Source organism: Streptomyces mangrovi, from assembly GCF_900114215.1.
Lineage (GTDB): Bacteria > Actinomycetota > Actinomycetes > Streptomycetales > Streptomycetaceae > Streptomyces > Streptomyces barkulensis.
Map to the genome: position 1 here is coordinate 272,941 of NZ_FOSG01000003.1, position 12,508 is coordinate 285,448.

Here is a 12,508-nt window from a genome sequence, read left to right on the forward strand (position 1 = left end):
CCCGCGGGGGACGCGCCGGTTGTTCGGGGATGGGTCGGCCCGCCGCGGGGCGGACCGGCCCGTGAGCGGGCCGAGGAGGGCCGGGTGACGACCTATGACGAACGAGCTGATCTCAGCGATCTGACCGCCACGGCGGACCGGGTGCGCCGGTCGGTGGAGAGCGTGATCGAGGGCAAGCCGGAGGTCGTACGGCTCTCGCTGACCGTGCTGCTGGCCGAGGGGCACCTGCTGATCGAGGACGTGCCGGGCGTGGGGAAGACCATGCTCGCCAAGGCGCTGGCCAGATCCGTGGACTGCTCGGTCCGCAGGATCCAGTTCACCCCCGACCTGCTGCCCTCCGACATCACGGGGGTGAGCGTCTACGACCAGCAGCACCAGGAGTTCGAGTTCAAGCCGGGCGCCATCTTCGCCCAGGTCGTGATCGGCGACGAGATCAACCGCGCCTCCCCCAAGACCCAGTCGGCCCTGCTGGAGTCGATGGAGGAGCGGCAGGTCACCGTCGACGGGCGCAGCTACGAGCTGCCCGACCCGTTCATGGTGGTGGCCACCCAGAACCCGGTCGAGATGGAGGGCACCTACCCGCTGCCGGAGGCCCAGCGCGACCGCTTCATGGTGCGGGTGTCGATCGGCTACCCCTCTCCCGAGGCCGAGCTGCGGATGCTCGACGTGCACGGCGGGATCTCCCCGCTGGACGACCTGCAGCCGGTCGCCCACGCACACGAGATCGCCAAGCTGGTGGAGGCGGTGCGCGGCGTGCACGTCTCCGAGCCGGTCCGCCGGTACGCCGTCGATCTGGTCGCCGGCACCCGCAGCCACCCCGAACTGCGCCTGGGCGCCTCGCCCCGGGCCACCCTGCACCTGCTGCGGGCGTCGAAGGCGGCGGCGGCCCTGGCCGGCCGGAACTTCGTGCTGCCCGACGACGTCCAGGCACTGGCCGTGCCCGTGCTGGCGCACCGGTTGCTGCCCACCGCCCAGGCCCAGCTCGGCGGGCGCGTCTCGGAGCAGATCGTCCTCGACATCGTGCGGCGCGTCCCCGTGCCCGTGTCCAACTACCGGGAGGCGACCTCGCGGCCCCCGCTGTACGGCCGGCCCTCCCAGCGGGAACTGTGATGGACGGCCCCGGCACGGCCGCCCCGGACGCCGGCAGAGGCACGGACGGGGGCGCGGACGGGGGTCCGTGGGCACAGGAGCGCCGGGGTTCGCTGCGCGCCGCGCTCGCCGGGCTCACCACCCGGGGGCGCTCGTTCCTGGCCGCGGGAGCGGCCGCGGTGGTGTGCGCCTACGTGCTGGGCCAGGGCGACCTGCTGCGGGTGGGGGTGCTGCTGGCCGCACTGCCCCTGGTCTGCGTGATCGTGCTGTACCGCACCCGCCACCGCGTGGCGGTCTCCCGGCGGCTGTCCCCGGCCCGCGTGCCCGCCCGGGAGGAGGCCCTCGTGCACCTGCGGCTGGACAACGTCTCGCGGCTGCCGACCTCCCTGCTGATGCTCCAGGACCAGGTCCCCTACGTCCTGGGCCCGCGCCCGCGCTTCGTCCTGGACCGGGTGGAGCCGGGCGGCCGGCGCGAGGTCTCCTACCGGGTCCGCTCCGACCTGCGGGGACGCTATCCGATAGGTCCGCTGCAGCTGCGGCTGACGGATCCGTTCGGCATGGTGGAGCTGACCCGGTCCTTCAGCTCCCACGACACCCTCACCGTCGTGCCCCGGACCGAGGAACTGCCCCCCGTACGGCTGGCCGGGGAGGCGGCCGGACTCGGCGAGGGGCGGCACCGGTCCCTGGCCACGGCCGGCGACGACGACGTGATCCCGCGCGGTTACCGCCACGGCGACGACCTGCGCCGGGTGCACTGGCGCTCCACCGCGCGCCACGGGGAGCTGATGGTGCGCCGCGAGGAGCAGCCGCAGCGGCCGCGCTGCACCGTGCTGCTGGACACCCGCCGGGCGGCCTGGGCCGGCTCCGGTCCGGAGTCGGCGTTCGAGTGGGCGGTCTCGGGAGCCGCCTCGGTCGCCGTGCACCTGCTGGAGCGCGGCTACGCGGTACGGCTGCTGACCGACACCGGCGCACCGGTGCCCGGACCGGACGGTGCCGGTACCGACATCGCCGCCCTCGACACCGCCGGGCTGCTCCTGGACACCCTCGCGGTGGTGGAGCACTCCGGCGAACCGGGCCTGGCGCGGGCGTACGAGGTGCTGCGCGGCGGCAGCGGCGGTGGCGGGCACGAGGGACTGCTGGTGGCCTTCCTCGGTTCGCTGGACGGCGAGCAGACGGCGCTGGCCGGCCGGATGCGGCAGCGCGCGGGAGGCGCGGTGGCCCTCCTGCCCCGCGGGTTGCGCGAGCCGGCCGCACAGGAGGAGGGGGAGGGGGAGCGGCTGCTGCGCGAGGCGGGCTGGACGGTGCTGCCGTACGTGCCCGGGGAGGCGCTGCCCGATCTGTGGCGGCAGGCGGACCGGTCCTCGGGCGGGGCGCCCGGGCGGACGGCGAGGAGCGGAGGACGATGAGCGGACAGGCCCGGCTGGCGTTCTGTGCCTGGGCGGCCACCCTGGCGGCGGCGTGCGCGCTGCTGCCGCTGGTCGCCCCGGCCGGCTGGCTGTTCCAGGCCGCCCTGCTGCTGGGCGTCCAGAGCGCGGTGGGCGCGGTGGTGCGGCGTACGACACCGGCCGGACCGCCGGCGGTGGCGGCGCAGGCGGTGGTGTCGCTGCTGGTGCTCACCTTCGTCTTCGTCCGCGGCGACGCCGTGCTCGGGGTGCTGCCGGGCCCGGACGCCGTCGAGGCCTTCGGCGCGCTGCTGGCACAGGGCACCGCGGACGTCGGCCGGTACTCCATCCCGGCCCCGGTCACCGACGGCATCCGGCTGCTGCTGGTGGGCGGCGTGGTCGTCATCGGCCTGCTGGTGGACCTGCTCGCGGTGACGTACCGTGCCGCGGCCCCCGCCGGACTGCCGCTGCTGGGGCTGTCCCCGGAAGGGGGGAGCCGGCTGTGGTTCCTGTGCGCGGCCGCCGGCTATCTGCTGCTGCTCCTGGCGGAGGGCCGGGACCGGCTGTCGCGGTGGGGCCGGGTGTTCGGCGGCGGGGCAGGTGCCGCACGGCCCGGCCCCACCGATCCGCCGCCGGTGCGCACCGGGCGGCGGATCGGCGCGGTGGCGCTGGGCATCGCCCTGGTGGTGCCCGCGGTACTGCCGTCGCTGGGCGGCGGGCTGCTGGACGCCGCGCGCCAGGGGCGGGGCACGGGGGACGGCGGCGGCACGATCTCGGCGGTCAATCCGCTGGTCGCGCTGCAGGACAGCCTGAACCAGCCGGACAACCGCACGGTGCTGACGTACACCACCGATGCCGGGAGCACCTCGGACATGTATCTGCGGATCGTGGCGCTGGACCGGTTCGACGGCACGTCCTGGAAGCCCTCGGAGCGCCGGATCACCGATCTTCCGCGACCGCTTCCGCCGGTGCCCGGGCTGTCGCCGTCCGTCGCCACCGAGCGCGTCACCACCTCGTTCCGGGCCGCCGGCTGGTACGCCCAGAACTGGCTGCCCATGCCGTACCCGGCCGCCGAGGTGCGCATCGACGGGCGCTGGCGTTTCGAGCCGGAGGGCCGCACGCTCGTCGGCGACCGCGGGCAGACCACCCGGGGCGTGCGGTACGAGGTGGACAGTCTGGTCGTGCGGCCGACCGCACGGCAGTTGGCGCAGGCCCCGGCGCCCCCGCCGCAGATCATGGAGGAGTACACCGGCGTACCGGATTCGCTGCCGTCCGTGGTGGCCGAGATGGCGCGGAACGTCACCGAGGGGGCGGCCGGCGACTACGAGCGGGCCGTGAGGCTCCAGGACTGGTTCTCCTCCCAGGGCGGCTTCCGCTACGACACCCAGGTGAAGGCGGGCAGCGGCAGCGCGGCCATCGCCCGCTTCCTGGAGGACCGGGAGGGCTTCTGCGTCCACTTCGCCTTCTCCATGGCCGCCATGGCCCGCACCCTGGACATCCCGGCGCGGGTCGCGGTGGGGTTCACGGCCGGGGCGTCCGACGGCAGCGGCGGGATGACGGTGGGACTGCAGGACGCGCACGCCTGGCCGGAGCTGTACTTCGAGGGCGTGGGCTGGACCCGCTTCGAGCCCACCCCGAGCCGGGGCAGCGTGCCGGAGTACACCCAGCCCGACCTGCCCTCCCCCGAGCAGTCGGACGTTCCCGAGCCGCGCCCGGACGACAGCGCGCAGCCTCTTCCGGAGCCCTCGCGGTCCGAGGAGTGCGTCCCGGGGCAGGGCACGGAGGACTGCGGCGCGGCGGCCCTCCCGCACGGCGGCGAGGCCGCCGGCGGCGGCTTCCCGGTGGGCAGGGCCCTGCTGGTGGCAGCGTCGGTGCTGCTCGCCGCGGGGATCCTGGCGCTGCCGGCCCTGTGGCGGAGCAGGGTCCGCCACCGGCGGCTGGGGGGCGGCGGCGGCCCGGGCGTCCGTACGCTCGCCGCCTGGCGGGAGGCGACCGACTCCGCCTGGGACCTGGGCGTCCTCCCGCAGGAGTCCGCCACCGTGCGGACGGCCGCGGCACGCGTCGTACGGCTGGGGAGGCTGGAGGGCGAGGCCGCCGGGGCCGTGCACCGGCTGGCCGCGGCGGCCGAGCAGGCGCTCTACGCCCCCGAGCCGCGGTCGGCGCAGGGGCTGGCCGAGGACGTGCGGCTCATGCGGGCCGGGCTGTGGGCGGCCGCCGGGCGCGGCGCGCGGCTGCGGGCCCTGCTGCTGCCGCGGTCGGCCGTACGGGCGGTGTGGGCCGTCTCGGAGCGCTGGTCGGCCTCGGCCGGTCGGTGGAGCGGCTCGGTGCGGCGGGCGCTCGCGCGGGTCAGGCCGTCGCGGCAGCGGGTCTGAGGCCCGGGGAGCCGGGAGGCCGCCTGCCGACGGCCCGCGGAAGGAGGCCTCCCGGGGCGCGACAGCGGGCGGCGGGGGAGACCGGGGATCCCCGGTCTCCCCCGCCGCCCGCTGTCGTCGGTCCTGGCTGACAGGTCGTGCCGGTCGTGCGGAGGGGGCGGTACGGCGGCGCTGTCGGGTCGCGGTGGCCGTGCGCGCCGCCCACCGCCGAAGGCGCAGGCAGCGCGTGAGCGGACCGTTACTGCTGCTCGTCCCGGCGGCGCTGCCAGCGGTCCTCGATACGGTTCATCATCGAGCGGCGCGGCCTGCCCTGCCTTCGCGGATGCGGACGGCCTCCGGCGTCGTGACCCTGGTCGGCGGAGGGCTGCTCACCCGGCTTGGGAGTCTTGCGCCAGCCCGTCACCGCGAGGACTGCGCAGCCGAGCATCACCAGGAAGCCCAGCACACTGACGATGACCAGCTTCGCGACCATCCCGGCCATGAGGAGCGCGACGCCCACCAGAAAGCCCGCGACCGCCTGGTAGACCCGTCGCCGGGTGTACGTGCGCAGCTCGCTTCCCTCGAGCGCTGTCGCGAACTTGGGGTCTTCGGCGTACAGCGCTCGCTCCATCTGCTCGAGCATCCGCTGCTCGTGCTCAGAGAGCGGCACGGAGTCCTCCTACTCGTCGGTCGCGGGGGCGACCGGATGCGACCCTTCAAGGATAGGCAGGGATTCGCCCCCGTGAAACCCGCCCCTCTACGCCAGTTCGTGCCACCGGGACCGGGGGCCGGGTGGCGGTGTCGGGCTTCTCATTCCCCCGCCGCCACGCCGTCATGCCGGTTGGTGTGCTTCGATCATACGGCGGGTAGCCGCCGTTCGGGTCGCCTGTGGCCTACCGCACCTCGCCGGCGGACGGCGCGGCGCCCTCCCGGGTACGCGCCAGTACGTGGAGGTGCGCCGCGACGGTCCGGAAGGCGGGCAGTTCGGCCACCGCCTCCTCCAGTGCCGCCAGGGCCTCCGTGGCACCGGGCTCGGCGTCCAGCAGCGCGCCCGGCACCAGGTCCGCGAAGACCCGCACGCCGTGGACCGCGCCGACCTCCAGCCCGTTGGCGGCCACCAGGGACTCAAGCCGCTCGGGGGTGAAGCGCCGGGGCACCGGGTCCCCGCCGCCCCACCGGCCGTCGGGATCGCTCAGCGCCCGGCGGGCTTCGGTGAAGTGCCCCGCCAGGGCCCGGGCGAGCACCGCGCCGCCCAGTCCGGCGGTGAGCACGCTCAGGGTGCCGCCCTGGGGGCGCAGCGCGGCCGCGACGTTGCGCAGTCCCTCGGCCGGGTCGTCGACGTACTCCAGGACCCCGTGGCAGAGCACCACGTCGTAGCCGCCGCGCTCGGCCACGTCGAACAGCCCGTGCGCGTCGCCCTGCACGCCGCGTACCCGGTCGGCCACGCCCTCCTCCGTCGCGCGGCGCTCCAGCGCGAACAGCGCGTCGGGGCTGGGGTCCACCACGGTGACGCGGTGACCCAGCCGGGCGACGGGCACGGCGAAGTTGCCGGTGCCGCCGCCGGTGTCCAGGACGTCGAGCGTCTCCCGGCCCGCGGCCCCGGCCCGGTCGTCGAGTGCTTCCCGCAGGACCTCCCAGACCACGGCGGTGCGGAAGTGTGCGTGGGGGCGGGACATGGCGGACGCTCCTAGGCGGCTCGGACGTGGCTGGCCCAAGCCTATTGCGTCACCGCCGCGGCCCGGCCGGCCGGGCCGCGGGGAGGAACTCCGCCCCCGGGGAACCTCAGCCCGCTCGCAGCCGCGGCCCCCCGCCTTCCGGGCGGCCGCGCTCCCCCGGCTCCCCCGGATCCCGGGGAAGGGGCAGCACGGGCTGCCTCACCAGCATCCGCTCGACGATGCGCAGGAACATCCCCGCGTCGCGTACCAGGTCGTCGCAGTCGCGCCGGCCGGCCGCGCCGGCGATGCCCGCCTCGGCGCGGGCGCGCTTGGCCGCCCCGGCGGCGAACAGCCTGCACCACTCGTCCAGCTCGGGCGCCACCTCGGGCAGCACCTCCCAGGCGCTGCGTATGCGCCGTCTGGCGCGTGCGGTGGACTCGGGACGGCCGCGCACGGCGAGCACCGCGGCGGCGGTGCGCAGGGCGGCGAGATGTGCGGTGGCGTACCGGTCGTTGGGGTGCTCCAGCTCCGCCGCCTCGTCGAGGCCGCGCCGCGCCTGGGCGAGCAGGTCGAGTGCGGCGGGCGGGGCCGACGCCCTGCGCAGCACGGGGTGGACATCCTCCGGGGGCCCGTTCATCTGCGAACCTCCTGTCATCGTCATGACCGTCACGGCTGTGCTGTTCGCGTGCTGTCCGCCGTGCTGTCCGCACGTGCGGATCGCGACCGGCGATCGCGATGGGAACATCGTTGCGCACGCCACTGACAATCGGCCCCGACCTGGGCAAACGCCTCCTGTCGGGGCTCGTCCGGCGTACCGGGGGACAGCGCCCGGCAGGCCGCGCGGGACCGGCGGCACCGGAGCCGGCCGGGCCGGGCCGGACGGTGTTCCGGCCGGAGGGGCGGCCGCAGGAGGTTCCCGGCGCGCCGGCGCGGCTGCCGAGCGGGCGGAACGGGGGAGCAGGTGAAACGGCGGGAGCGGACGGCCCGGCCGATCCGCCGTTCCGCCCGCTCCCGTCCCCCGTGTCCCCCGAGCGTTCCCCCTACAGACGGCCGCCGCGCCGCTCCGCCGCCCCGTGCCGGCGGTGCGGCGCCGCGTTCCCGTCGTCTCCGACTCTGCCGTCCACGCCTGGTGAAGACCATCCGTACGGCTACTCAGAACCGGACTCAGGTACTTCTACTCATCTACTGCGTACGGCCCTTCGAAGCTGTTACCGCACCCCGGTTAGAGTGCCTGGCCATGGCACGGACTGTGGTGATCGGCGCCGGTATGGGCGCCATGGCCGCCGCCGCCAGGCTGGCCGTGGCGGGCCACCGGGTGACGGTGTACGAGCGGGCGCGGACCCACGGCGGCGCGGTGCGCCGCCTGGAACGGGAGGGATTCGGTTTCGACACCGGTCCCGGGCTGCTGTACCTGCCCGCCGTCTGGCGGGACCTCTTCGTCAAGACCGGCCGCGAGCCGCTGGAGGAGTGCGTCACGCTGACCGAGGTGGATCCGGCCGTACGCCACGTCTTCGCCGACGGCACGTCCGTCCTCCTGCCCGGCGGGTCCCGGGCGGGCACGGTCGACGCCCTGGACACGGCCCTGGGCGCGGGCGCGGGAGAACGGTGGAGCGAGCTGCTGAGCCGCGGCCGCCGGGCGTGGGAGGCCACCCGGCGCCCGCTGCTGGAGGAGCCGCTGACCGACGCCGGCGACCGCGCCCGGCTCGACGCCGACCCGTATCCGGCGCCGCGACGCGGGCTGCTGCGCCGCCGCGCACCCTTCCTGTCCGAGATCGCCCGCGCCGAGCTGCGTGACCCGCGGCTGGTGGCGCTGCTGGAGAGCCATGCGCTCGCCCACGGCCTGGACCCGCGCCGCGCCCCGGCGAGTGCCGCCGTCCTGCCGTATCTGGAGCAGACCTTCGGCGCCTGGTACGTCGGCGGGGGGATGCGCGCGCTGGCGGACGCGGTGTACCAGCGATGCCTGGCACGCGGGGTGGAGTTCCGGTTCGGCACGGCGGTGTCCCGGATCACGGTGGAGGGCGGCCGGGCCGCCGGGGTGGAGCTGGCCGACGGGTCGCGGGTGGCCGCGGACACCGTGGTCTGCGGAATCGACCCCCGGCCGATGTACGGCGGCCGGGCCAGCGCGGCGGACGGCGGCCCCGGCTACGCGGCGGGACGGCTGACCGTGCTGCTCGCGCTGCGCGGAGCCCGGCCCGGGGGGACCGTCCACCGCACCGTGGTGCACACCGCCGGGCCGGGCGGGACGGCTCGCACCGTCACCGTGCTGCGGCCCGGCGACCCGGCGCTGGTCCCCGGTGCGGAGTGCGAGTCGGCGGTGCTGTCGGTGGCCGTTCCGCCGCACCGCGCGGGGGCGGCCGGCCCGTCGTCCGGCGGGGCCGGCGCGGGGAGTGAGGACGGCGGGGCCGTGGACTGGACCGCGCCGGGCGCGGCCGAGCGGGCCGCGGACGAGGCGCTGGCCGCCGCGGACACCGCCGGGCTCGGCCTGGGCGGGCGGGTGCTGTGGCGTGAGGTGCGCACCCCGGCCGACACCGAGCGGGAGACCGGGGCGCCCGGCGGCGCGGTGCCCGCCCCCGCCCTGGCGGGGGCGGACGGGGCCTTTCTGCGGGCGGCCAACTCCACGGGTACAGCCGGGCTGTACCGGGTGGGCGGCTCGGCCCATCCGGGCGGCGGGCTGGCACACACCGGGATGTCGGGGGCCCTGGCCGCCGGGCTGATCGTCGAGGGGGACGACTGGCGCGGATCGCGGTGACGCGGCCGGGCGGAGGCCGGGGCGGCCGGAGGGGACGAGCCGGGCCGGGCGGCCGGGCGGCTCAGTGGCGGGCGGCCCAGTGGCGGGCGGCTCAGTGGCGGGGCTGCTCGCCGTAGGGGTGAGCGGCTCCGGTGGCCGGGTCGTACCCGGCCTCGCCGTAGCCGTATCCGCCGTACCCGCCGTCCTCGGCGTACTGTCCGGACTGTCCGGGCTGTCCGGGCTGCGGCTCGGAGTCGCGCTGCTGGGGCACCCAGACCCCGCCGGGCGGAGTCTGCCCGGCGTACGGGTCGGCGGGGTGGCCGGTGCCGTATCCGTCGCCGTAGGAGGGGTCGGAGGCGTAACCCTGGCTACTCTGGTTGGTCTGGTCGCCCCGGCCGCCCTGCGCGTCGTAGGCGGGCCCGCCGGAGGCGTCGGCGTACGGGTCGTAGTAGGCGGCGTACTGCTGCTGCCCGTCCCCCGCGCCGTAGCCGTAGTCGTACGACCCGGCGTACTGGCCGCTCTGCTCGTAGCCGGGATAGCCCGTGTAGTCGCCGGTGGTGTACGGGGCGGAGTGGGCGGGTTGCTGTCCCTGCTCGCCGTACCGGTCCTGCTCGCCGTACCGCTCCCCCTGCTGCCCGGAGGAGGCGCCGCGCTCGTAGACGCCGTAACCGCCGGTGTCGTCGGGCAGCGGCTCCGGGCTGTACGCGGGGGGCTCCGGCTCGTGGACCTCCAGCCCGGAGACCTCCAGGTGCGGATCGGCGTCCTGGGGCGGCATGGGGCGCACCTCGCGGCGGCGCCTGCTGGTGCCGGGCATGCCGCCCAGCGCCCAGCCCGCGGTGAAGCCGCGCCGGTAGGAGAGGGTGACGAAGGTCTGGCCGACCGTGAAGGCCGCTCCGCCGAGCGAGATGACCGTCAGGGACAGCGGCACCGAGGAGATCGCCACCACCCCGAGGACCACCATGGCGAACCCGCCGAAGGCCAGCAGCCGCCAGCGCAGTCTCGCCTTGTACTGCAGCAGCACCTCGGCCAGCAGCCAGATCGCGACGACGCCGAACGCGATGTAGAGGAGCGTCCACCCCATGTACGTCCTCCCACCCCGTCTTCTAGCCCCGCCGGTGCAGGCCCAGATTCTCGTAGATCTCCAGCGTCGCCGTGGAGTGGTTGAGGGTGATGAAGTGGAGTCCGGGGACGTCCTCGGACATCAGCCTCGCGCACAGCTCCGTGGCGTACTCGATTCCCAATGAGCGTACAGCGGCCGGATCGTGCTCCACCGCGAGGATGCGCTCGGCCAGGTCCGGAGGGAAGGTCGCGTTGCTCAGCTTCGCGAACCGCTCGATCTGCCGCACGCTCGTGACGGGCATGATCTCCGGAATGATCGGGACGTCGCAACCCGCCGCGGCCACCTTGTCGCGCAGCCGCAGGTAGTCGTCCGCGTAGAAGAACATCTGCGTGATGGCGTAGTCGGCGCCGGCCCGGCACTTGTCGACGAAGTGGCGGATGTCGCTGTCCCAGTCGGGCGAGCGCGGGTGCATCTCGGGGAAGGCGGCCACACCGACGCAGAAGTCCCCCGACTCCTTGATGAGCCGGACGAGCTCGGCGGCGTAGGTGATGCCCCGCGGATGCGGTACCCACTCGCCGGTGGGGTCGCCGGGCGGGTCACCGCGGACGGCGAACATGTTGCGGATGCCGGCGTCCGCGTACTGGCCGATGACGTTGCGCAGCTCGGCCACCGAGTGGTCCACCGCGGTGAGGTGGGCGACGGGGGTGAGGGTCGTCTCGGTGGCGATCCGCTCGGTGGCGCGCACGGTGCCCTCCCGGGAGGAGCCTCCGGCGCCGTAGGTCACCGACACGAAGGTGGGGGCGACGGCCTCGACGCGGCGGATGGCGTTCCAGAGGGTGCGCTCGCCCTTCTCCGTCTTGGGCGCGTAGAACTCGAAGGAGTACGAACGCTCGCCGGAGGCGAGCAGCTCGCGGACGGTGTGCGCGCGATCCGTCCTGGTGGAAGGGGTACCGAGGGCCATGTCGGCAGGCTAACCGGCGCCCCGGCCACGCACCGCATCCCCGGGGCGATATGCCCGTTTGGCCCGCTTGCCGTCCAGTGGGTGGACACCCGCCCCGGGCGGGGCCGCCTCAGACCGACCGCAGGCGTGCGGCGAGGTCCGCGGCGGCGGCCCCCGGGTCCTCCGCCCCGGTGATCGCGCGGACCACCACGACCCGCCGCGCCCCGGCCTCCAGCACCTGCTCCAGGTTGGAGGCGTCGATCCCGCCGATGGCGAACCAGGGCCGCTCGGGCCGCAGCCGCGCGGCGTACCGCACCAGGGAGAGCCCCGGGGCGGGGCGGCCGGGCTTGGTGGGGGTGGGCCAGCAGGGGCCGGTGCAGAAGTAGTCCACGCCCGGCTCTGCCAGCGCCGCGTCCACCTCGGCCTCGGTGTGGGTGGAGCGGCCGATCAGGACGCCGTCGCCCAGGATCGCGCGGGCGGCCGGCACCGGCAGATCGCCCTGCCCCAGGTGCAGCACGTCCGGGCCGGCGGCGTGGGCGACGTCCGCCCGGTCGTTGACCGCCATCAGCTTCCCGTGGCGGCGGCAGGCGTCGGCGAGGACGGCCAGATGCTCCAGCTCCTCGCCGGCCTCCAGGGACTTGTCGCGCAACTGCACGATGTCGACGCCGCGGGAGAGCACGGCGTCCAGGAACTGGGCCAGGTCGCCTCGCTCCCGGCGGGCGTCCGTGCACAGGTACAGACGGGCGTCGCCGAGCCGCTCGCGTGCGGTCGCTGCCATGCGGGAATCCCCCCGGAACGAGGCGTGCGGGCCCCGGCGCCCTGGTGGGCGCCGGGGCCCGCACGCCGGTGATCGGTCGTACGGTTCGCCGTGTCCGGCCCTGCCGGGCCGGGTCGTCCGCGGTGAGCGCGCCGCTCAGACGGCCAGCGCCTGGGCGCGCCGCTTCACCTCGGTGCCGCGATTCTCCCGCAGGGCCCGCGCCGGGGTGCCGGGCAGGGTGTCATCGGGCGTGAACAGCCACTCCAGCATCTCCTCGTCGCTGAAGCCGTCGTCCCTGAGCAGCGTGATCGTCCCGGTCAGGCCCTTCACCACCCGGCCCTCGCCGATGAAGTCGGCGGGCACCTGGAGCACCCGGTTCTCACCGCGGCGCACCGCGATGAGCTGGCCCTCCCTGACCAGCTGCCGCACACGCGTCACCTCGACGCCGAGCCTGTCGGCGACATCGGGGAGGGTGAGCCAGGCCGGGACGAGAGCATCGGTCTTCGCGTCAATCTCGTTCACGGGAACCAGCCTGCCATCTGCCAC

The 12,508-nt window shown here is 75.6% G+C and carries 11 protein-coding genes; 4 read left to right on the forward strand and 7 right to left on the reverse strand.

The annotated features are described in order from the left end of the window. Window positions 1-84: 84 nt before the first annotated feature. From BM237_RS05900 to BM237_RS05910, 3 genes are read left to right on the forward strand one after another with little or no spacing between them, the layout of a single operon-like run. Window positions 85-1,110 (forward strand): AAA family ATPase, encoded by a 1,026-nt coding sequence (locus tag BM237_RS05900; RefSeq protein ID WP_093848425.1) that lies wholly within the window; start codon window positions 85-87, stop codon window positions 1,108-1,110. Then, a complete protein-coding gene (locus BM237_RS05905; protein ID WP_093848426.1) occupies window positions 1,110-2,495 on the forward strand; it encodes a DUF58 domain-containing protein in 1,386 nt (461 codons plus the stop codon). Before BM237_RS05900 ends, BM237_RS05905 begins: the two co-directional genes overlap by 1 nt. After that, window positions 2,492-4,843 (forward strand): transglutaminaseTgpA domain-containing protein, encoded by a 2,352-nt coding sequence (locus BM237_RS05910; protein ID WP_093848567.1) that lies wholly within the window; start codon window positions 2,492-2,494, stop codon window positions 4,841-4,843. The genes BM237_RS05905 and BM237_RS05910 overlap by 4 nt, the downstream gene beginning before the upstream one ends. A 238-nt stretch (window positions 4,844-5,081) precedes the next feature. Here the strand turns inward: BM237_RS05910 and BM237_RS05915 are convergent, their stop codons facing one another. From BM237_RS05915 to BM237_RS05925, 3 genes are all read right to left on the reverse strand, one after another. After that, window positions 5,082-5,492, reverse strand: a complete 411-nt coding sequence (locus BM237_RS05915) for an SCO2097 family morphological protein (RefSeq protein WP_093848427.1) — start codon at window positions 5,490-5,492, stop codon at window positions 5,082-5,084. 223 nt (window positions 5,493-5,715) lie between these two features. Then, the gene (locus BM237_RS05920) at window positions 5,716-6,498 is read right to left on the reverse strand and encodes a methyltransferase (RefSeq protein WP_093848428.1); all 783 of its coding nucleotides are present in this window, start codon (window positions 6,496-6,498) and stop codon (window positions 5,716-5,718) included. 106 nt (window positions 6,499-6,604) lie between these two features. Further along, window positions 6,605-7,114, reverse strand: coding sequence for an SAV_6107 family HEPN domain-containing protein (locus tag BM237_RS05925; protein ID WP_245793431.1), 510 nt, complete (start codon window positions 7,112-7,114; stop codon window positions 6,605-6,607). A gap of 600 nt (window positions 7,115-7,714) precedes the next feature. On the opposite strand from BM237_RS05925, the gene BM237_RS05930 reads away from it, so the two are divergent. Continuing rightward, window positions 7,715-9,226, forward strand: a complete 1,512-nt coding sequence (locus tag BM237_RS05930) for a phytoene desaturase family protein (protein ID WP_093848430.1) — start codon at window positions 7,715-7,717, stop codon at window positions 9,224-9,226. Window positions 9,227-9,317: 91 nt separating this feature from the next. Here BM237_RS05930 and BM237_RS05935 read toward each other — a convergent pair whose 3' ends face one another. The 4 genes from BM237_RS05935 to BM237_RS05950 form a co-directional block, all read right to left on the reverse strand. Then, a complete protein-coding gene (locus BM237_RS05935; protein WP_093848431.1) occupies window positions 9,318-10,286 on the reverse strand; it encodes a hypothetical protein in 969 nt (322 codons plus the stop codon). Between the two features lie 22 nt (window positions 10,287-10,308). Further along, a complete protein-coding gene (metF, locus tag BM237_RS05940) occupies window positions 10,309-11,226 on the reverse strand; it encodes a methylenetetrahydrofolate reductase [NAD(P)H] (RefSeq protein ID WP_093848432.1) in 918 nt (305 codons plus the stop codon). 109 nt (window positions 11,227-11,335) lie between these two features. Further along, the gene (thiE, locus tag BM237_RS05945; protein WP_093848433.1) at window positions 11,336-11,983 is read right to left on the reverse strand and encodes a thiamine phosphate synthase; all 648 of its coding nucleotides are present in this window, start codon (window positions 11,981-11,983) and stop codon (window positions 11,336-11,338) included. Window positions 11,984-12,118: 135 nt separating this feature from the next. Next, window positions 12,119-12,484, reverse strand: coding sequence for an Rv2175c family DNA-binding protein (locus BM237_RS05950; RefSeq protein ID WP_093848434.1), 366 nt, complete (start codon window positions 12,482-12,484; stop codon window positions 12,119-12,121). Window positions 12,485-12,508 lie beyond the last annotated feature (24 nt).